Source organism: Caballeronia telluris (assembly GCF_001544495.1).
In the GTDB taxonomy this organism is placed as follows: Bacteria; Pseudomonadota; Gammaproteobacteria; order Burkholderiales; family Burkholderiaceae; genus Caballeronia; species Caballeronia telluris.
Window position 1 is genome coordinate 188,469 of the sequence record NZ_FCNZ02000008.1, and the last position, 18,585, is coordinate 207,053.

Genomic DNA, 18,585 nt, shown 5'->3' on the forward strand with positions numbered 1-18,585 from the left:
GAACGGCGCGGCGCTCAGTCGTCGACGCGCAGGATGGCGAGGAACGCCTCCTGCGGAATCTCGACGGAGCCGACCTGCTTCATCCGCTTCTTGCCCGCTTTCTGTTTCTCGAGCAGCTTCTTCTTACGCGAGATGTCGCCGCCGTAGCACTTCGCGAGCACGTTCTTGCGCAGCGCCTTGATGTTCTCGCGCGCGATGATGTTCGCGCCGATGGTCGCCTGGATCGCGACGTCGTACATCTGGCGCGGAATCAGTTCGCGCATCTTCGACGCCACCTCGCGCCCGCGATGCTGGCTCTGCGAACGGTGCACGATGACCGACAGCGCGTCGACCTTGTCGCCGTTGATCAGCATGTCGACCTTCACGACGTCCGCCGCGCGGTATTCCTTGAACTCGTAGTCCATCGACGCATAGCCGCGCGAGGTCGACTTCAGGCGGTCGAAGAAGTCGAGCACGATTTCCGCCATCGGGATTTCGTACGTGAGCTGCACCTGGCGGCCGTGGTATTGCATGTTGATCTGCTGGCCGCGCTTGGTCGTACACAGCGTGATGACCGAGCCGACATACTCCTGCGGCATGTACAGGTTGACGGTCACGATCGGCTCGCGCACTTCCTCGATCTTCGGCGGGTCCGGCATCTTCGCGGGATTCTCGACCTGGATCACGCTGCCGTCGCGCTGCACGACCTCGTAGACGACTGTCGGCGCGGTCGTGATGAGGTCCATGTCGAATTCGCGTTCCAGCCGCTCCTGCACTATCTCCATGTGCAGCAAGCCGAGGAAGCCGCAACGGAACCCGAAACCGAGCGCCTGCGACACTTCCGGCTCGTATTGCAGCGAGGCGTCGTTCAGCTTCAGCTTTTCGAGCGATTCGCGCAGCGCGTCGTACTGGTTCGCTTCGACCGGATAGAGACCCGCGAACACCTGGGGCTTCACTTCCTTGAAGCCCGGCAGCGGTTCGGGCGCGGGCTTGGCCGCGAGCGTGACCGTGTCGCCGACCTTCGCCGCCGTCAGTTCCTTGATGCCCGCGATGATGAAACCCACCTGCCCCGCCGACAGCGACGCCAGACTGGTCGATTTCGGCGCGAACACGCCGAGGCTTTCTACCGGAAACTGCGCGCCGGTCGCCATCAGCTTGATCTTGTCCTTCGGACGCAGCGTGCCGTTCACGATACGCACGAGCATCACGACGCCGACGTAGTTGTCGAACCACGAATCGATGATGAGCGCCTGCAGCGGCGCTTCCGGGTCGCCCTTCGGCGCCGGCACCTTGGCGATCAGCGCTTCGAGCACGTCCTGCACACCGAGACCCGTCTTGGCGCTGCAATGGACGGCGTCGGTGGCGTCGATGCCGATCACGTCCTCGATTTCCTCGATCGCGTTCTCGGGGTTCGCCGCCGGCAGGTCGATCTTGTTCAGCACCGGCACGACTTCCACGCCGAGTTCGATCGCCGTGTAGCAGTTGGCGACGGTCTGCGCCTCGACGCCCTGGCTCGCATCGACGACGAGCAGCGCGCCTTCGCACGCCGACAGCGAGCGGCTGACTTCGTAGGAGAAGTCGACGTGGCCCGGGGTATCGATGAGATTCAGGTTGTAGACCTGGCCGTCGCGCGCCTTGTAGCTGAGCGCAGCGGTCTGCGCTTTGATCGTGATGCCGCGCTCGCGTTCGAGATCCATCGAGTCGAGAACCTGCGCTTCCATTTCACGGTCGGACAAGCCGCCGCACAACTGGATGATGCGGTCGGCGAGCGTCGATTTGCCGTGGTCGATGTGCGCAATGATCGAAAAGTTGCGAATATGATTCATTCAGTGCCGATCAAGCGAAAAAGGCGCGCCCTGACTAAACGCGGGACACGCCTTGAGAATGGGGGAAAACCTCAGCATTTTAGCCGAAACGGGGTTCGGCCGGCGTTTTTTGCGGCGCCCGCCTCCGTTGCCCGGCCGCTCCGGCCGATTTCAGGAGGCCGCGAGGCGCGCTTCGAGCGCCGCGCGCACGCGGGGCGCGTCGAGCCGGTAATGGCAAAGCTCGACGCCATCGAGCACCAGAACCGGCACGATTTCGTCGTAACGGGCTGCAAGAACCGGATCGGCGTCCGTGTCGATGTCGATCCATTCGATCGCAGCGCCGAATTGCGCCGCCACCGGTTCGAGTTCGGCGCGCATCTCGTCGCACAGATGGCACCACGCGCGCCCGTAGAGCGTGAACGATGCCATCGTGCCTTCCTTACTTTTGCGGCTGCACGCGCGGGCGCAGCGGCACGAACTGCGTGTTGTCGCCGCGCCGCACGAGCACCGCGACCATCTTGCCCGGATCGGCATTTTGCGCGACCGCCTCGAACTGCTTCGCGCTCGTGATGTCGGTGTCGCCGATGCGCAGAATGATGTCGCCCTTCTGGAAGCCCGCGCGCGCCGCCGGCCCTTCCACCGCATCGACCAGCACGCCGTTCGTCAGCTTCAGCGCCTTCTTCTGGTCGGCGGAAATGTCGCTGACGGCCATGCCGAGCGAATTGCTCGCGCGTTCCTTCGGCGCGGGCGGCTTCTTCTGCTCGGTCTTCGCGACCTTGTCCGGCTGCATTTCGGCGATCGTGATCGGCAGGTCGCGCGTCTGGCCCTTTCGCCACACGGTGACGGTTGCTTTCGCCCCCGGCTTGCTGTCGCCGACCATGCGCGGCAGATCGGTCGCGGTCTCCACGTTGTGGCCGTTGAACTTCAGGATGATGTCGCCCGGCTGGATGCCTGCCTTGTCGGCCGGGCCGTTCGGTTCGACGCTGGAAACCAGCGCGCCCTGCGCCTTCGGCAGCCCGAGCGATTCGGCAACATCCTTGGTCACCTCGCCGATCGCGACCGCGATCCGGCCGCGCACGACCTTGCCGACGGTCTTCAGTTGATCGGCGACGCGCATCGCCTCGTCGATCGGAATCGCGAACGAGATGCCCATGAAACCGCCCGTGCGGCTGTAGATCTGCGAGTTGATGCCGATGACTTCGCCCGCCATGTTGATGAGCGGGCCACCCGAATTGCCCGGGTTCACGGCGACATCGGTCTGGATGAACGGCAGGTAGTCGCCCGTATCGCGCCCTTTCGCGCTGACGATGCCGGCCGTCACCGTGTTGTCGAGCCCGAACGGCGAGCCGATCGCGAGCACCCATTCGCCGACGCGCACCTTGTTCGAATCGCCGATGGTGATCGCCGGCAGGTTCGACGCGCTGATCTTCACGACCGCGACGTCCGTGCGCTCGTCCACGCCGACGAGTCGGGCCTTGAACTCGCGCTTGTCGGTGAGCGTAACGTAGATGGTGTCGGCGTCGTCGACGACGTGGGCGTTCGTCATCACGTAGCCGTCCGTCGAGAGAATGAAGCCGGAGCCGACGCCGCTGCTCTGCTCGGCGTTGTCCTGACTGTCGTCGGGGAGCGCGCCGCGCCCGCCGCCACCCTTGCCGCCGTCGCTTCCGCCACCCTGGCCGCCCCCTCCGCCACCGCCGCCACCACCACCGCCACCACCACGCGGTGCGCCCGGCTGGCCCGGCATCGGAATGCCGAAAAAGCGCCGGAAGAATTCGGACATGTCGCCTTCGTCGAGGCCGGGCGGGAGTCCGCGCAGATCGCTGCTCGTGCCGACGCGCGATGTCGTGCGGATATTCACGACCGACGGCCCCACGCGGTCGACGAGGGTCGCGAAATCGGGCAAGGTCACTGTCGGCGTCGGCGCGGCTACCGCGTTCGAAACGAACGGCAGGCAGACCGCGAACGCCGCGGCCGCGAGAAAGCTGCGCAGCGAGGAGTTGCTCATATCGGAGGCCGGGGGATTACTTGGAAGGCTTGTATTCTATGGCAGAAGCGAATTGCTGCAACGTGGCTTGCGGCACTTCCCCCAGCAAAGTAATCCAGAAATCGCCGCGGCGCTTGACCAGAACGTGCGTCGCGCCGGTATTACCCGCGCCTTCCTTGCGCGAATTCTTCTCGACCGGCTCCACGAAGATGGAGATGGCGGCGAGGCCGTCGGAGAACACGGCCTGATCGACCGGGATCGGCGGCTGGCCCTCTTCGCGCGACGCCATCGGCCGGCGCAGTTCGCGAATCTTCCTGAAACCGGCAATATTCGGCGTCAACTGCCAGCCTTGCGCTTCCATGTCGACCGGCTGAACCGGCGGACGCACGACTGTCCAGCCCGACGTATTGCGGATGCCGTTCGCGATCGCGGCCTTGTCGACCGGTCCGCCGATGCGCACTTGCGAAAACGAAAGCTGTTCGAGCACCTGACCGTCCGGATCGAGCGTCTGCGCGCGCAGCAGCAGGCCCGTTTTGGCATCGGCCCAGAGCTTGTAGGCGAAACGATAGGAATCTTTCGGATCGAGTTCAATGACCTGACTGTCGATGCCCGCGACGCGGTCCGCTCCGAGCATTTTCGGCTCGTAGACCGACAGCACCTGATCGCCGCTCGTGGCGAGCAGCGCGGGAAACGAATCCTTGTTCTGCCGCTTCTCGACGACGCACAAATGCCGCTCGGGGACGAACGTGTACATGTCGTCGTCGTGGCGGAGCATGCGGCGCGGCTTGCCGTCGAGACTTTCGAGCGACTCGTATTCGCCGTCGCCGCGCGCGGCCACATGCGTGATGCGCGACGACTGCACCGTCGCGCCGCGCTGATAGACGAACGTGCCCTCGTAATTCTGCTGCTGCGCCGCTTCGTGGATGCGGTTGAGCAGTTCCGCGGCGGCGCGGCGCGTGGCGACAGGGTCGTCGCCCTGCGCGAAAGCACCCGATGCTGCGGTCAACAACGCGGCTGCACAGAACATCAATGCCGGCAACCGCCCCCAATATCCCCGATAGGTCGTCTTGTTCAACCGCAATCTTTGCATCGATTATTGGCCTTGCGTGGTGGCGGCTGCGCGAATCAGAGGCATCGAGCCGGGCACGACGGGCTGTTGCGAGAATTGCTGATGCGCTTCGAGATACTGATCGAGACTGGCGTCGCGGATGATGTTCGCCTCGACGACCGCCGGACGCGCCGTGGCCGCCGGAATCGACGCCATGGCTACGCGCTGCATGGAGTCCGGGGCGACGCTCGCGATCTGCGCGCCGCCGTGGCTGTCGACGCCCTGCAACTGCGGCACGACGATCCACGTCAGCGTGGCCGCTGCGGCGGCCACCGCGAACGCCGGTATAACGCGACGGCGCAGCATGCGTGCGCGCGACTTCGTGGAACCCAGCACAGACAGCGCGGCGGGCGCGAGCACATGCACTTCCGCCTCGAAGCGTTGCGAGAACGACGCCATGAACGCGCTGCTGGCGGCAGGACGGACCGCCAGATCGTCGGAACGCAGCGCGTCGCCGATCAGGTGGTACGCGGACCACGCGGCGCGGTCCTCGTTCTTCAAATCCGCCAGAAACTGACTGATGTTCCCAAGCTCGTCGAGCGATTCCCCGTCAACGAACGCCGACATACGCTCGCTACGCGAGCCCGCTTGCGATTGCATCGAGACCGACCCCATGATGCTCCCCATCCTTTGACTACACCCCGTAGTGACACCAACTAACCCAGATATTGCGTCCTTGTCCCGAGCGAATTCGCCGCTTACCAGCGCTTGCCTTCGGGAGTGTCCAACAACGGACGCAATTTTGCCGCAATGGCTTCGCGAGCACGGAAAATTCTCGATCTGACTGTGCCGATCGGGCACCCCATCATTTCGGCGATTTCCTCGTAGCTCAGTCCTTCGATTTCTCGAAGGGTGATGGCGGTGCGCAACTCTTCCGGTAAAACCGCCATCGCAGCGTTGACCGTTTGTGCGATCTGCTTGCTCATCAACATCGACTCCGGCGTGTTGATATCCCTTAGTTGGTCCGCGTCGGAGAAAGTTTCCGCTTCTTCTGCGTCTGCCTCGGTAGAAGTTGGAGCGCGGCGGCCCTGGGTGGCAAGGTAGTTCTTTGCGGTGTTCACCGCAATCCGGTAAAGCCACGTATAAAACGCCGATTCGCCGCGAAATTGCGGCAACGCCCGGTAAGCCTTGATAAAGGCGTCCTGGGCGACGTCCTCGACCTCGGCGGGGTCTCGCACGAGGCGCGAGATCAGTCGAATGATCTTGCGGTGGTATTTGGCGACCAGTAGCTCGAACGCTGCCTTGTCGCCTTTCTGCACGCGTTCGACCAGAACCTGGTCGATTTCTTTTTCGCTCACCTGGGAAATCCGTTAACTTTTGGGGTGCTTCGCGGACGGTTATTGTAGCGTTCCCGCCGATGCGCCACGGCGGGTGCTCATGAGCCGTTACAGTCGTTACAGAACGGCGTGGGCACCACGGCGCGAGCGCACGGAAAGCTCGCGGAAGACGTCGCGCTCGACGGCATCGGCGGCGATCAGGACGCACGACTCGCATCCGTCGACCGAGAGCAGCGTCAGCGCGAGCAGGCGGTCGCTCCATTGCGCGCAGCCGATGATCTGCGCATATTGTGCCGTTCCGGCCCGATTCCAAGTGGTGAGGCCACCGGACGCGAACCGGAACGCGACCGGCTGGCGCCGCGTCCAGGCGCGCGCGGCCAGACTCAGAACGGAGAGAGAAACGATCGCCGCCACGACGCCATCGAAGCAACCGGACCGCGCCGCGACGCACTGAAACACCGACGCCACCGCGACGCCGATAAACCCGGCCGTCGCGGCGCGCAGCATGCGCGAAGCGTGCAGAACGTGGCGGCCCGCTGCGTGGCCGCTGTGACGAGGTTCGAAAGCGCCCGGCAACGACTTTCCCCGACGATACCGAGCGCCAGTCGCTCAGTGACGCTTGAACACGAGCGAACCGTTCGTTCCGCCGAAGCCGAACGAGTTCTTTACCGCCACGTCGATCTTCATCTCCCGCGCGGTGTTCGCGCAGTAGTCCAGGTCGCATTGCGGGTCCTGGTTGAAGATGTTGATGGTCGGCGGCGATACCTGATGGTGGATCGCGAGCACGGTGAACACCGATTCCAGACCGCCCGCGCCGCCGAGCAGGTGCCCGGTCATCGACTTGGTGGAATTCACCACGACCTTCTTCGCGTGATCGCCGAGCGCGCGCTTGATGCCCGTCGTTTCAGCGATGTCGCCAAGCGGCGTGGACGTGCCGTGCGCGTTCACATAATGGACTTCGTCCGGATTGATCTTCGCGTTTTTCATCGCGTTGACCATCGCGCGGCGGCCGCCGTCTCCGTCTTCGGGCGGCGCGGTCATGTGGTACGCGTCGCCGCTCATGCCGTAACCCGACACTTCCGCGTAAATCTTCGCGCCGCGCGCCTTCGCGTGCTCGTACTCTTCGAGCACCATCACGCCCGCGCCTTCGCCGAGCACGAAGCCGTCACGGTCCTTGTCCCACGGACGGCTCGCCGTCGCCGGATCGTCGTTGCGCTGCGACAGCGCACGCGCCGCCGCAAAGCCGCCGATGCCGAGCGGCGAAACCGTCGCTTCCGCGCCGCCCGCGATCATCACGTCGGCATCGCCGTATTCGATCAGGCGCGACGCCTCGCCGATGCAGTGCAGCCCGGTCGTGCAGGCGGTGACGATCGCGAGATTCGGGCCCTTCAGGCCGAAGCGGATCGACAGATGGCCGGAGATCATGTTGATGATCGACGCCGGCACGAAGAACGGCGAGATGCGGCGCGGACCGCGGTTGAGCAGTTCGGTCTGCGTGATTTCGATCATCGGCAACCCGCCGATGCCCGAGCCCACGATCACGCCCACGCGCTCCGAGTTCTCCTCGCTGATTTCGAGGCCGCTGTCCTGCATGGCCTGTACACCGGCGGCGATGCCGTAATGGATGAAGGTATCCATATGGCGCGCTTCCTTGCCGGGCATGTACTCCTCGACATTGAAGCCCTTCACCTCGCCCGCGAAGCGCGTGGAAAAGTTCGACGCGTCGAACTTCGTGATCTCGGCGATGCCGGACTTGCCCGCCACCAGATTGGCCCAGCCGTCGGCAACGGTATTGCCGACAGGCGAAATCAGCCCAAGGCCTGTAACAACAACACGACGACGGCTCACGGTAACCCCTTATCCATAGATGACAATAAAGCAAAAGCCACAGCGGCCACAGGAACTTGCCCTGTTAGCCCTGTGGCTGTTATATCGGTCTCGGTCGCGACAGAGCGTCAAGCCCGCGTGCGATGAGGTGCTGGCGCGTCCGGGCCTTAGGCCTTGACGTTCGCGCGAGCGTAGTCGATCGCCTGCTGGACGGTCGTGATCTTCTCGGCTTCTTCATCGGGAATTTCCATGCCGAATTCGTCTTCCAGAGCCATCACCAGTTCGACGGTGTCGAGCGAGTCAGCGCCCAGATCGTTGACGAACGACGCTTCGTTCTTGATTTCGGCTTCGGCGACGCCCAGTTGTTCCGCGACGATCTTTTTCACGCGCTGTTCGATATTGTCCATGCAGCCCTCCGAGGGAAAATAAGTTCAAAAATGCGAGTGCGCGCATTTTATCAGGTTTGTACCTGCAAAAAGCGGCGCTTCGGTTTCATGCTTTCGACGCGCGACCCTTGCTCGGGGCCGGTCACGCGCGATCCATCGACTTCGTTCATTACAGCGCATTTTGCGGGCGCGCGCGATGCTCCGGTGAGCATTTCGCGTTCCGCCCGCGGCGCGGATATTAAACGAACGCCTATTACATGTACATGCCGCCATTCACGTGCAGCGTCGTTCCGGTAATGTAGCCCGCGAACGGCGAGGCCAGGAAAGCCACAGCATGCGCGATATCGTCCGGGCTGCCCAGTCGGCCGAGTGGTATCTGGGCGGTGAGCGCGGTGCGCTGCTCTTCGGGCAGAACCTTGGTCATGTCGGTGTCGATGAAGCCCGGCGCGATGCAGTTCACCGTGATGCCGCGGCTGCCGATCTCGCGCGCGAGCGCGCGCGTCATACCCGCGACGCCGGCCTTCGCGGCCGCGTAGTTCGCCTGCCCCGGATTGCCCGACGATCCCACCACCGACGTGATGTTGATGATCCGGCCGCCGCGCGCCTTCATCATCGGACGCAGCACGGCGCGCGAGAGGCGGAACACGGCGCGCAGGTTGGTATCGATGACGGCGTCGAATTCGTCGTCCTTCATGCGCATCGCGAGCTGGTCTTTCGTGATGCCCGCGTTGTTCACCAGCACGCTGAGGCCGCCGAATTCCTTCACGGTGGCGTCGATGAACGCGTCGGCCGCGGCCGCGTCGTTCACGTTCAGCACCGCGCCGCGGCCCTTCAGACCGGCCTGTTCGAACGCTTCCGTGATGCCGGCCGCGCCGCTTTCGCTCGTCGCCGTGCCGATGACGGTCGCGCCCTGGCGCGCGAGTTCCAGCGCAATCGCCCGCCCGATGCCGCGCGATGCGCCCGTGACGATGGCTACCTGCTTGTCCAAGTTCATGTCGTTGTCCTTGCTCTTCGTTTTTATCCGGCGCGCTTTATCCGGCAATCAGCTTGCGCGCTTCGTCCAGCGACGCCGGATCGAACACGGACGCGCCGACGAGCGTTCCGTCGATGCGCTTTGTCAGTCCCGCGAGCACCTTGCCCGGGCCGCATTCGATCACGTGCGTCACGCCGTCGCGGGCCATCGCCTGCACGCATTCGACCCAGCGCACGGGGCCCGCCGCCTGGCGCACGAGCGCATCCTTGATCGCGGCGGGGTCGTCGGTGATCGCGACGTCGATGTTATTGATCAGCGGAATCCGCGGCGCCTTCACGTCGACTTGGGCCAGATAGTCGCGCAGTTGATCCGACGCGGGCTTGAGCAGCGACGAGTGGAACGGCGCCGACACCGGCAGCGGCAGCGCGCGCTTTGCGCCCTTCGCCTTCGCGATTTCGCACGCCTTCTCGACGCCCGCCTTCGCACCCGCTATCACGACCTGCGACGGCGCGTTGAAATTCACCGCTTCGACCACGCCCGCTTCCGACGCTTCGGCGCAGACTGCGCGCACGGTGTCGTCGTCGAGACCGAGGATCGCGGCCATGCCGCCGACGCCGACCGGCACTGCGTTTTGCATCGCCTGGGCGCGAAAACGCACGAGCGGCACGGCGTCCGCGAACGCGAGCGCGCCGGCCGCGACGAGCGCCGTGTATTCCCCGAGGCTATGCCCCGCGACGATCGCGGGCTTTACGCCGGCTTCCTGTTCCCACACGCGGTAAATGGCGTAGGCGGCCGTCAGCATGACGGGCTGCGTATTAGTGGTGAGATTGAGTTCTTCCGCCGGACCTTCGGCGATCAGCTTCGCGATGTCCTGGTTGAGCGCGTCGGACGCCTGCTGCAACGTCTCGCGCACCACGGCGTGATCGGCGAATGCGTTCAGCATGCCGACCGATTGCGAACCCTGTCCGGGAAAAACGAACGCAAATTTCATATCGTCCTCGATGAATTGGGATGGCTGGCGCGCTCGGCGCGGGCGATCGGGGCGCGATGCCACGCGCCCCTCGACGGTCAGTAGCGAAAGACCGACGCGCCCCAGGTGAAGCCGCCGCCGACGCCTTCGATCAGCACGTTCTGGCCGCGCTTGATGCGGCCGTCGCGCACGGCGACGTCGAGCGCGAGCGGAATCGACGCCGCCGACGTGTTGCCATGCTCGCCAACCGTCACGACCATGCGCTCCTGCGGCAGCCGCAGCTTGCGGCAGGTGCTCTGCATGATGCGGATGTTGGCCTGATGGGGAATCAGCCAGTCGACGTCTTCGGCGGAAAGCTGCGCTTTGTCGAGCGCTTCGACCGCGACCTTTTCCAGCACGTTGACGGCGAGCTTGAACACCGCCTGGCCGTCCATGTGCAGGAACGCGCTGCCCGCGACCACGCCGCCGTTCACGTTGCCCGGCGTGCAGAGAATGTCGGAATAGCTGCCGTCCGCGTGCAGTGCGCTCGCGAGCACGCCCGGTTCCTCGGATGCCTGCAGGATGATCGCGCCCGCGCCGTCGCCGAACAGCACGCAGGTCGTGCGGTCGCTGAAGTCGAGAATGCGCGAGAAGGTTTCCGCGCCGACGATCAGCGCCGTGCGATGCGCGCCGCTGCGAATCAGGCTGTCGGCGACCGCCACGGCATACGCGAAACCCGAGCAGACGGCCTGGACGTCGAACGCCGCGCCGTTGTTCTTGATGCCGAGCTTGTTTTGCAGCAGACACGCCGTGCTCGGGAACACGAAGTCCGGCGTGGAAGTCGCGACGATGATCAGGTCGATCGACTGCGGATCGACGCCGGCCGCTTCGATCGCCTTATTCGACGCGTGAAGGGCGAGATCGCTCGTGGTTTCGTCGGGCGCCGCGAAATGGCGGGCGTGAATGCCGGTGCGCGCCACGATCCATTCGTCGCTCGTCTCGACGCCCTGCTTTGCCAGACGGTCTGCCAGATCCTGATTCGTGACGCGGTCGGCCGGCAGATAGCTGCCCGTGCCGAGCACGCGTGAGTAGAGATTGGATTGAGCCATTATGCCTTCGAGGGTAGCGCGGCACCGGGTTCGTCCGGCGCGCTCGGGGGTGGCGGATTAGGCCGACCGGCCGCGACGCCGTTCTCGAGTGCTCCGGCCGCATTGGGTTCGGCGGCCGTGCCGTTTGCGAGACCGGCGCCCTGGGCCGCCTGCCGCATGGGTGCGGCGTTTTCTTCCATCGCGCGCACGAGGCGTTCGAGCACGCCATTTTTGACGGCATCATACCCGCGTTTGATGGCCCACTCAAACCCGTAGGCCTCGGCCGATCCGTGGCTCTTGATGACGAGCCCGCGCAGGCCGAGCAAGGCGGCGCCGTTGTACTGGGCCGGGTCGACGCGTCGCTTGAAACGCTTGAGCACCGGCATCGCGACGACCGCCATCAGCTTCGTGGCGAGCGAGCGGCCGAACTCTTCCTTGATGATGTCGGTGAGCATTTTCGCGAGACCTTCGGAGGTCTTCAGCGCGACATTGCCGACAAAACCATCGCAGACGACGACATCCGTCGTGCCTTTATAGATGTCGTTGCCTTCCACGTTGCCGTAGAAGTTGAGCGTGCTCGCGCGCAGCAGTTCGCCCGCGCGCTTGATGGTTTCGTTGCCCTTGATGACTTCTTCGCCGATGTTGAGCAAGCCGATGGTCGGCCGCTCGCGCCCTTCGATCGCGGAGACGAGCGCGTGGCCCATCTCGGCGAACTGCAAGAGGTGCTGCGGCTCGCAGTCGACGTTCGCGCCGAGGTCGAGCACGGTGGTGTAGCCGCGCTGACTCGGCATCGCGAAGGCGATCGCCGGCCGCTCGATACCAGCGAGCGTCTTGAGAACATAGCGGGAAACGGCCATCAGCGCGCCGGTGTTGCCGGCGGAGATGCAGGTCTGAGCCTCGCCTTCCTTAACGAGATTCAGCGCGACGCGCATCGACGAATCTTTTTTCTTGCGCAGCGCGACTTCGACGGGATCGTCCATCGCGACGACTTCCGTCGCGGGAACGACGGTCAGGCGCGCCTCGTCGGCGGCCTTGCACTTCTTGAGCTGCGCGCGGATCGCGGGCTCGATGCCCACGAGCAGCAGATGTGCGTCCGGGTGCGAACGCACGAAATTGACGGCAGCGGGAACCGTCACGGCCGGGCCGTGGTCGCCTCCCATGCAGTCGATGGTGATCTTTACAGTCATGGAGTGCGACGAATTTCAGGCACAAAAAAGCGGCAGTGAAATGCCGCCTTCTTGTCGTACCGAGGAAATGTCAAGCGCGAGCGACCGTAATTCAAAACGGTGACGCGAGACGCAGCAAGCGTCGTACGCTTAGTCGTTCTTCGTCTTGATGACTTTCTTGCCACGGTAGTAGCCGTTCGGGCTCACGTGGTGACGCAGATGCACTTCACCCGTGCTCGGCTCAACGGCCAGCGGCGCTGCGTTGAGGAAATCGTGCGAACGGTGCATGCCGCGCTTCGACGGCGACTTCTTGTTTTGCTGAACTGCCATGATAACTCCAGAAAAATTTTGCGAATTCTAACACAGCCCGACGTGCCGGCGACCGCTGGCCGAAAGGCCAGTCAAGGTGCGGAAAACGTAAACTCACGTAAACTCGGCTTATCGCGCTACCAGTTAATGCTTCTTGTCGTCGCCGGGGCCGCCCTGCTTGAGCTTTTCGAGCGCGGCGAACGGGTTGGGCCGCGCGGGTTCGTCACCCGATGCGCCTTCACCCCCGTCGATCTCGCCATCGACCCCTTCCGCGCCCTCGCCCGAAACCAGGCTTTCGTGCACTTCCGGACACACATCGTGCTTGGGCACGAGCGGCAAGGCCAACAACAACTCCTCCTCGATCAAGTCGACGAGATCGAATTGGCGCGAACCCACGATCACTTCGACTTCATCGTCGTCGAGCGGAAACTCGTCTGCTTCTTCCTCCGTGTCCACGATGCGATAGGTTGCATCGACATCGAGGTGCTGCGAATACGGCGAAAGACAGCGCTGACACTCGATCCACACCGACCCGTGCACCGCAAGCCGCAGATAGGGCTGCGGCGCCTCGGTGCCGTCGTCCTGCAGTTCGGGCTGAGTCGAGCCTTCGGCTTGCCAGGTGAACGCGGTATCGCGGTCTGGCGCATCTGCCGGCACTTCGTTTAACATGCGCGGCAGTTGCGGGACGCGCACGGCGCCGGCGGCTTGCCGGCCGCTCTGCGCGAATTCGTAGATGTCGAGCGCGCGCAGATCGGCGGGGCTCGCAGGTTTGCCAGGATTCTGAGTCATGTGCGCTCCTGCATGTGCCGCGTTAGGACGGATGTTTCGTCCGGATGTTTCGTCCGGATGTTTCGTCCGGTGTTTTCTTCATCTCGCCAGTATGCACCGCGCCGCCTGCTCCGACTGGTGTGGTTTGCCCGGATTCTGCAACCGCCATTTCCGGACCCGCTTTCGAAAAGGCCTGACGCCGATCCGTCGCGCCCACGGCAAGGACATACCGATGAAAAGCCCAAAATCATATCGGTTTTGTCTTTACGCGTCAAATACTTAAGGGGCGATTTGTCACCGCCCCTCTTTCCAACGCTTATCCGCCGATTCCACTCATGTCCGACGTCCTCCACCCGCCGCCGCGCCTCGTTCTCGCGTCGAGTTCGCGCTATCGCCGCGAGTTGCTCGACCGCCTGCGCGTTCCCTTCGACGTGATCGTGCCCGATATCGACGAAACGCCGCTCGACGGCGAAACGCCCGAAGCAACCGCCCTGCGCCTCTCGCTCGCGAAGGCGCGCGCCGCCGCCGTGAAAGCGCCCGGCGCGCTCGTGATCGGCTCAGATCAGGTTGCGACCTTCGACGGCCGTCAGATCGGCAAGCCCGGCACGCACGAGAACGCGGTCGCGCAACTGCGGGCGATGCGCGGGAAGAACGTCGCGTTTCACAGCGCACTGTGCCTCTTCGACAGCCGTTCGGGCGGGGCGCAATCGGCGGACGTCGTCACGCGCGTGCAGTTCCGCGCCCTGTCGGACGCCGAAATCGAAGCCTATCTGCTGGCCGAAACGCCCTACGACTGCGCCGGCAGCGCGAAATCCGAGGGGCTCGGCATCGCGCTGCTCGACGCGATCGATTCGAACGACCCGACCGCGCTCGTCGGCCTGCCGCTGATCGAACTGTCGCGGATGCTGCGCGCGGCCGGCTTTCCGTTGCTGGAGGCGCGATGAGCGGCGTCCTGTACCTGATCCCCAATACCCTCGGCGAAGGCGACGCCGACGCGCTCGCTCAAGTCCTGCCGGCGCCGGTCCGCGCGCAGGCCGCCGCGCTCTCCTACTACATAGGCGAAAACGCGAAAACGACGCGCGCATTCCTGAAAAAAGTCGGCACCGAGCGGCCGATTCAGGAAATCGAAGTGCGCGAACTGAACGTGAACACGCCGCCAGGCGAAGTCGAAAAGCTGCTCGCGCCGATTCTCGCGGGCACCGACGCCGGGCTCGTCTCCGAAGCGGGCTGCCCCGCCGTCGCCGATCCGGGCGCGCTGCTCGTGCGGCGCGCGCACGAACGCGGTGTGAAGGTCGTGCCGTTCGTCGGGCCGAGTTCGATTCTGCTCGCGCTGATGGCGTCCGGCATGAACGGCCAGAGCTTCGCGTTCAACGGCTATCTGCCCGTCGACGCGAGCGAGCGCGCGAAACGTCTGCGCGAACTGGAGCAGCTGTCGCGCAAGGCGAACCAGACGCAAATTTTCATCGAGACGCCGTACCGCAACCGCGCGCTGCTCGACACGCTGATCGCGACCTGCGCGCCGTCGACGCTCGTGTGCGTCGCCGTCGACCTGACGCTGCCCGCCGAAACGATCGTCACGCGCACGGTCGCCGACTGGAAGAAGAAGCCCGCGCCCGATCTGCACAAGCGGCCGGCGATCTTTCTGCTGCTCGGCGCCTGAAGGCAAAACGCCACGGTGATCCGTGGCGTTTTGCATAGAACGCGGGCGAACTCAGCGCAACTGCATCTTTCCGCCGACAATCAGCGTATGCATCGCGGCATTGCCGACCGCCGCGCCGAACTTGCGCGCCACACGCTCGCTGATGCTCTCCTTCTGCGTGTAATCGACGATGTCCGGCTGCTTGATGATCTCGCGCGCGACGTAGTCGGCGTCGCCGAAACCGTCGGCGAGACCGAGCGCCACGCCCTTTTCACCCGTCCAGAACATGCCGGAGAAGAGTTCCGGGTCGTTCTTCAGACGCGTGCCGCGGCCCTGTTTGACGGCATCGATGAATTGCGTGTGGATCTGATCGAGCATCTCCTGCGCGTGCGCCGTCATTTGGGGCGTTTCCGGCGAAAACGGGTCGAAGGCGCCCTTGTTTTCGCCCGAAGTGTGCATCCGGCGCTGGACGCCGAGTTTGTCCATCAGGCCCGTGAAGCCGAAACCGTCCATCAGCACGCCGATCGAGCCGACGATACTGGCACGATCGACGTAGATCTTGTCGGCGGCGGCGGCGACGTAGTAGCCGCCCGACGCGCACATGTCGTCGACGACCACGTAGAGCGGCTTCGACGGATATTTCGCGCGCAAGCGCTTGATTGCGCGATAAATAATGCCCGCCTGCACCGGCGAACCGCCCGGACTGTTGATGCGCAGGATCACGCCGGCCGTGCCGTTGTCCTCGAAGGCGCTTTGCAGCGCCGCGTTGATGTTGTCGGCGCTCGCGTTGCTGTTCGCGGCAATTTCGCCTTCCAGTTCGACGAGCGCGGTGTGGCGCGCGGTTTTCGACACTTTCTCGCCCGTGAAATCGAACGCGCCCCAGACGAGGAGCGCGAGCACCCCCAGCGCGACGAAGCGAAAGAAGATTTTCCAGCGCCGCGCGGCGCGCTGCTCGTTGATCGCTGCCATCGCGATGCGTTCGAGCGCGGCACGTTCCCAGTTTTCACCGGCGGGCGGCGGCGTGCGCTTCGGGTTGTCGGGACTGGCGGGATCGTTCGGATATTGGTCGGACATGCGGCGTCTGTTTGGGGAGTCGATGGAGAGTGGAATATTCAGGCGGGGCGAAGCGCGTCGTCCGGGATCCAGAAGACGGCGCGGCCTTCGGGTGTGTCGCGCTCCTCGACCTGAAGCTGGCGCAGACGCGCGCCGCGGCACGGCCCGCCGACGCACTTGCCGCTATCCGGCTCGTAGATCGCGCCGTGCGTGGCGCACATCAAGTATAGGCCCGAGCTTTCGAAGAACTGACCCTCGTTCCAGTCGAGTTCCATCGCGACGTGCGCACAGCGGTTCAGATAGCCATACGGCTTGCCGTCGAAACGCACGAAAAACACGACCGATTCGCCGCCCGACTTCTCGACGGCGTTGCGACGAACGCCCATCCCGCCATCGACGAGTTCGTCCGCCGCGCAAATCCGAACGGCTACGCTCATGCGTGCTCCCGCAGCCAGCCGACGAGCGACGCGACGCTGTCGGCGCAGAATTTCGGCTCCAGTGCCACGAGCGAATCGGCCGGATGCGCGCCGTAGCCCACGCCGATGCCCGCCGCGCCCGCGTTGATCGCCATTTGCAGGTCGTGCGTCGTGTCGCCGATCATCACCGTGCGCGCCAAATCCTGGCCGAGTTCGCGCGTGAGTTCGTGCAGCATCGCCGGATGCGGCTTCGAGAACGTTTCGTCGGCGCAGCGCGTGCCGTCGAAAAGGCTCGTGAGCCGCGACTGGTCGAGCGCGCGATTCAGCCCGACACGGCTCTTGCCCGTTGCCACGCCGAGCAGATAACCCTCGTCGCGCAGTTCCTGGAGCATGTCGCGCACGCCGTCGAAGAGTTCGGTGTGCTGGTCCTTCACCAGATAGTGAAAGCGGTAGCGCTCGGCGAGCCGCGGATAATCCGCCGGATCGAGCGTGGGCGCGGCGATCTGGAGCGCGTCGCGCAGGCCGAGGCCGATCACGTAGCTCGCGGCCTCGTTCGACGGAACGGGCAGACCCAGATCGCGGCAGGCCGCCTGGATGCTGCGCGTGATGTGCGCCGTGGAATCCATCAGCGTGCCGTCCCAGTCGAAGACGATCAGATCGAATTGCTGCCGCGCCATTTATTAGGTCTCGCTTGAATGCTTCAATTGATCGATGAAACGCCGGCATTCGACGGGCAGCGGCGCTTCGAGCTGAAGCGGTTCGCCCGTCGCCGGATGCGTGATTTTCAGCCGGTAAGCGTGCAAAAACATCCGTTTGAGCGACGGTTTCGCGTTCGGCCGCGCCAGATTCTTGTTCAGCGCGAAGTCGCCGTACTTGGCGTCGCCCGCGATCGGCAGGCCGAGGCTCGCCATGTGGACGCGAATCTGATGCGTGCGCCCCGTCTTCAGTTCCGCCTCGACCCACACGTAATCCGTCCAGCGCTCGATCAGGTTGAACACCGTATGCGACGGCAAGCCGTCTTCCTGAATCCGCACGCGCCGTTCGCCGTCCCCCGCCACGTACTTGTGCAGCGGCGCCTTCACGATGCGCCGGCGGCCCCAGTCGCTCGCCCAGTCGCCGTGACCGACCGCGTAATAGCGTTTATCGACGCGGTTTTCGCGAATCTGCTCATGCAGATGGACGAGCGCCGAGCGCTTTTTCGCGAGCATGAGCACGCCGGACGTCTCGCGGTCGAGCCGGTGGACGAGTTCCAGGAACTTCGCGTGCGGCCGCGCGTTGCGCAACTGCTCGATCACGCCGAACGCCACGCCGCTGCCGCCATGCACGGCGACGCCCGACGGCTTGTCGATAACGATCAGGTGGTCGTCTTCGAACAGGATCGGGAATTCGGCGGCCGGCGCGTTCGACGAAACCGGCGTTTCGTCGGGCTGCGCCACGCGAATGGGCGGCACGCGCACGAGATCGCCGAGTTCGAGACGATAAGCCGCGTCGATCCGCCCCTTGTTCACGCGCACTTCGCCGCTGCGAAGAATGCGATAAATATGGCTTTTCGGCACGCCTTTACAGACGCGCAGCAGGAAATTGTCGATGCGCTGCCCGGCGGCTCCTTCGTCGATCTCGATCATCGAGACCTGCTCGCTTGCGACCTTTTTATGGGATGTTTTGCCTAACTCATTCATTATGAATATAATTTGCGAGCAATCTGAAAAAAGGCGAAAAATCTCGCCACGATTCGTCAGACTGTACAGGTGCAAGCGATAAACCATCATTTTACTTGCGCCCAGGGACGGTTGCTCGCCCGGAAAATCGAGCAACGAGTTGCACGCACGGCGATATCGCACGGCAAGGACGGTGCCCA

Annotated in this window: 21 protein-coding genes; 2 read left to right on the top strand and 19 right to left on the bottom strand. The window is 64.2% G+C overall.

All coding sequences use genetic code 11. From position 1 onward, the window contains the following. Positions 1 to 14: 14 nt before the first annotated feature. From lepA to AWB66_RS12840, 15 genes are all read right to left on the bottom strand, one after another. Complete coding sequence (gene lepA / locus AWB66_RS12770) at positions 15 to 1,805, bottom strand: translation elongation factor 4 (protein WP_087630651.1); 1,791 nt, start codon at positions 1,803 to 1,805, stop codon at positions 15 to 17. Between the two features lie 150 nt (positions 1,806 to 1,955). Beyond that, positions 1,956 to 2,213 (bottom strand): glutaredoxin family protein, encoded by a 258-nt coding sequence (locus AWB66_RS12775; protein WP_087630652.1) that lies wholly within the window; start codon positions 2,211 to 2,213, stop codon positions 1,956 to 1,958. A gap of 10 nt (positions 2,214 to 2,223) precedes the next feature. Further along, positions 2,224 to 3,789 (bottom strand): DegQ family serine endoprotease, encoded by a 1,566-nt coding sequence (locus AWB66_RS12780; RefSeq protein ID WP_087630653.1) that lies wholly within the window; start codon positions 3,787 to 3,789, stop codon positions 2,224 to 2,226. Between the two features lie 16 nt (positions 3,790 to 3,805). Then, positions 3,806 to 4,858, bottom strand: a complete 1,053-nt coding sequence (locus AWB66_RS12785; RefSeq protein WP_087630654.1) for a MucB/RseB C-terminal domain-containing protein — start codon at positions 4,856 to 4,858, stop codon at positions 3,806 to 3,808. A 3-nt stretch (positions 4,859 to 4,861) separates the two neighbouring features. Beyond that, complete coding sequence (locus AWB66_RS12790; protein ID WP_087630655.1) at positions 4,862 to 5,491, bottom strand: sigma-E factor negative regulatory protein; 630 nt, start codon at positions 5,489 to 5,491, stop codon at positions 4,862 to 4,864. 83 nt (positions 5,492 to 5,574) lie between these two features. Next, positions 5,575 to 6,174 carry an RNA polymerase sigma factor RpoE gene (gene rpoE / locus AWB66_RS12795; protein ID WP_035925408.1) on the bottom strand — a complete coding sequence of 200 codons (600 nt, stop codon included), beginning with the start codon at positions 6,172 to 6,174 and terminating at the stop codon, positions 5,575 to 5,577. 96 nt (positions 6,175 to 6,270) lie between these two features. Next, on the bottom strand, positions 6,271 to 6,660 hold the full coding sequence (locus AWB66_RS12800; RefSeq protein WP_087630656.1) for a hypothetical protein: 390 nt from the start codon (positions 6,658 to 6,660) through the stop codon (positions 6,271 to 6,273). 102 nt (positions 6,661 to 6,762) lie between these two features. Then, a complete protein-coding gene (fabF, locus tag AWB66_RS12805) occupies positions 6,763 to 8,001 on the bottom strand; it encodes a beta-ketoacyl-ACP synthase II (RefSeq protein ID WP_087630657.1) in 1,239 nt (412 codons plus the stop codon). 146 nt (positions 8,002 to 8,147) lie between these two features. Next, positions 8,148 to 8,387 carry an acyl carrier protein gene (gene acpP, locus AWB66_RS12810; protein WP_004197638.1) on the bottom strand — a complete coding sequence of 80 codons (240 nt, stop codon included), beginning with the start codon at positions 8,385 to 8,387 and terminating at the stop codon, positions 8,148 to 8,150. A 232-nt stretch (positions 8,388 to 8,619) separates the two neighbouring features. Continuing rightward, a complete protein-coding gene (gene fabG, locus AWB66_RS12815; RefSeq protein ID WP_062633563.1) occupies positions 8,620 to 9,360 on the bottom strand; it encodes a 3-oxoacyl-ACP reductase FabG in 741 nt (246 codons plus the stop codon). Positions 9,361 to 9,397: 37 nt separating this feature from the next. After that, positions 9,398 to 10,330 carry an ACP S-malonyltransferase gene (gene fabD, locus AWB66_RS12820; RefSeq protein ID WP_087630658.1) on the bottom strand — a complete coding sequence of 311 codons (933 nt, stop codon included), beginning with the start codon at positions 10,328 to 10,330 and terminating at the stop codon, positions 9,398 to 9,400. Positions 10,331 to 10,407: 77 nt separating this feature from the next. Then, complete coding sequence (locus AWB66_RS12825; RefSeq protein WP_087630659.1) at positions 10,408 to 11,397, bottom strand: beta-ketoacyl-ACP synthase III; 990 nt, start codon at positions 11,395 to 11,397, stop codon at positions 10,408 to 10,410. Further along, positions 11,397 to 12,563: a phosphate acyltransferase PlsX gene (plsX, locus tag AWB66_RS12830; protein ID WP_087630660.1), complete on the bottom strand. Its 1,167-nt coding sequence runs from the start codon at positions 12,561 to 12,563 to the stop codon at positions 11,397 to 11,399. The genes AWB66_RS12825 and plsX overlap by 1 nt, the downstream gene beginning before the upstream one ends. Positions 12,564 to 12,692: 129 nt before the next feature. Beyond that, positions 12,693 to 12,872 carry a 50S ribosomal protein L32 gene (gene rpmF / locus AWB66_RS12835; protein ID WP_062633572.1) on the bottom strand — a complete coding sequence of 60 codons (180 nt, stop codon included), beginning with the start codon at positions 12,870 to 12,872 and terminating at the stop codon, positions 12,693 to 12,695. A 123-nt stretch (positions 12,873 to 12,995) separates the two neighbouring features. Continuing rightward, the gene (locus tag AWB66_RS12840) at positions 12,996 to 13,640 is read right to left on the bottom strand and encodes a DUF177 domain-containing protein (RefSeq protein ID WP_087630661.1); all 645 of its coding nucleotides are present in this window, start codon (positions 13,638 to 13,640) and stop codon (positions 12,996 to 12,998) included. A 314-nt stretch (positions 13,641 to 13,954) separates the two neighbouring features. Between AWB66_RS12840 and AWB66_RS12845 the strand changes: the two genes are divergently transcribed. Both AWB66_RS12845 and AWB66_RS12850 read left to right on the top strand, forming a co-directional pair. Beyond that, the gene (locus tag AWB66_RS12845) at positions 13,955 to 14,563 is read left to right on the top strand and encodes a Maf-like protein (RefSeq protein WP_087630662.1); all 609 of its coding nucleotides are present in this window, start codon (positions 13,955 to 13,957) and stop codon (positions 14,561 to 14,563) included. Next, complete coding sequence (locus tag AWB66_RS12850) at positions 14,560 to 15,279, top strand: SAM-dependent methyltransferase (protein ID WP_087630663.1); 720 nt, start codon at positions 14,560 to 14,562, stop codon at positions 15,277 to 15,279. The genes AWB66_RS12845 and AWB66_RS12850 overlap by 4 nt, the downstream gene beginning before the upstream one ends. A gap of 51 nt (positions 15,280 to 15,330) precedes the next feature. On the opposite strand, the gene AWB66_RS12855 is transcribed toward AWB66_RS12850, so the two are convergent. Genes AWB66_RS12855 through AWB66_RS12870 form a run of 4 tightly spaced genes read right to left on the bottom strand, consistent with a single transcriptional unit; the run spans position 15,331 to position 18,406 of the window. Beyond that, complete coding sequence (locus AWB66_RS12855) at positions 15,331 to 16,332, bottom strand: S49 family peptidase (RefSeq protein WP_087630664.1); 1,002 nt, start codon at positions 16,330 to 16,332, stop codon at positions 15,331 to 15,333. 38 nt (positions 16,333 to 16,370) lie between these two features. Beyond that, entirely contained in the window at positions 16,371 to 16,748 is a 378-nt protein-coding gene (locus AWB66_RS12860) for a Rieske (2Fe-2S) protein (RefSeq protein WP_087630665.1), read from the bottom strand. Next, positions 16,745 to 17,404 (bottom strand): HAD-IIIA family hydrolase, encoded by a 660-nt coding sequence (locus AWB66_RS12865; protein WP_087630666.1) that lies wholly within the window; start codon positions 17,402 to 17,404, stop codon positions 16,745 to 16,747. Before AWB66_RS12865 ends, AWB66_RS12860 begins: the two co-directional genes overlap by 4 nt. A gap of 3 nt (positions 17,405 to 17,407) precedes the next feature. Beyond that, positions 17,408 to 18,406, bottom strand: a complete 999-nt coding sequence (locus AWB66_RS12870; RefSeq protein WP_087630667.1) for an RluA family pseudouridine synthase — start codon at positions 18,404 to 18,406, stop codon at positions 17,408 to 17,410. Positions 18,407 to 18,585 lie beyond the last annotated feature (179 nt).

Excerpts from the sequence above, each read along its gene's own strand:
- AWB66_RS12840 (WP_087630661.1), bottom strand. The coding sequence starts at position 13,640 with ATGACTCAGAATCCTGGCAAACCTGCGAGCCCCGCCGATCTGCGCGCG.
- AWB66_RS12845 (WP_087630662.1), top strand. The coding sequence starts at position 13,955 with ATGTCCGACGTCCTCCACCCGCCGCCGCGCCTCGTTCTCGCGTCGAGT.
- AWB66_RS12775 (WP_087630652.1), bottom strand. The coding sequence starts at position 2,213 with ATGGCATCGTTCACGCTCTACGGGCGCGCGTGGTGCCATCTGTGCGAC.
- AWB66_RS12850 (WP_087630663.1), top strand. The coding sequence starts at position 14,560 with ATGAGCGGCGTCCTGTACCTGATCCCCAATACCCTCGGCGAAGGCGAC.
- AWB66_RS12860 (WP_087630665.1), bottom strand. The coding sequence starts at position 16,748 with ATGAGCGTAGCCGTTCGGATTTGCGCGGCGGACGAACTCGTCGATGGC.
- AWB66_RS12785 (WP_087630654.1), bottom strand. The coding sequence starts at position 4,858 with ATGCAAAGATTGCGGTTGAACAAGACGACCTATCGGGGATATTGGGGG.
- AWB66_RS12780 (WP_087630653.1), bottom strand. The coding sequence starts at position 3,789 with ATGAGCAACTCCTCGCTGCGCAGCTTTCTCGCGGCCGCGGCGTTCGCG.
- AWB66_RS12865 (WP_087630666.1), bottom strand. The coding sequence starts at position 17,404 with ATGGCGCGGCAGCAATTCGATCTGATCGTCTTCGACTGGGACGGCACG.
- lepA (WP_087630651.1), bottom strand. The coding sequence starts at position 1,805 with ATGAATCATATTCGCAACTTTTCGATCATTGCGCACATCGACCACGGC.
- rpmF (WP_062633572.1), bottom strand. The coding sequence starts at position 12,872 with ATGGCAGTTCAGCAAAACAAGAAGTCGCCGTCGAAGCGCGGCATGCAC.
- fabG (WP_062633563.1), bottom strand. The coding sequence starts at position 9,360 with ATGAACTTGGACAAGCAGGTAGCCATCGTCACGGGCGCATCGCGCGGC.
- AWB66_RS12800 (WP_087630656.1), bottom strand. The coding sequence starts at position 6,660 with ATGCTGCGCGCCGCGACGGCCGGGTTTATCGGCGTCGCGGTGGCGTCG.
- acpP (WP_004197638.1), bottom strand. The coding sequence starts at position 8,387 with ATGGACAATATCGAACAGCGCGTGAAAAAGATCGTCGCGGAACAACTG.
- AWB66_RS12870 (WP_087630667.1), bottom strand. The coding sequence starts at position 18,406 with ATGAATGAGTTAGGCAAAACATCCCATAAAAAGGTCGCAAGCGAGCAG.
- fabD (WP_087630658.1), bottom strand. The coding sequence starts at position 10,330 with ATGAAATTTGCGTTCGTTTTTCCCGGACAGGGTTCGCAATCGGTCGGC.
- AWB66_RS12790 (WP_087630655.1), bottom strand. The coding sequence starts at position 5,491 with ATGGGGTCGGTCTCGATGCAATCGCAAGCGGGCTCGCGTAGCGAGCGT.
- AWB66_RS12855 (WP_087630664.1), bottom strand. The coding sequence starts at position 16,332 with ATGTCCGACCAATATCCGAACGATCCCGCCAGTCCCGACAACCCGAAG.
- plsX (WP_087630660.1), bottom strand. The coding sequence starts at position 12,563 with ATGACTGTAAAGATCACCATCGACTGCATGGGAGGCGACCACGGCCCG.
- AWB66_RS12825 (WP_087630659.1), bottom strand. The coding sequence starts at position 11,397 with ATGGCTCAATCCAATCTCTACTCACGCGTGCTCGGCACGGGCAGCTAT.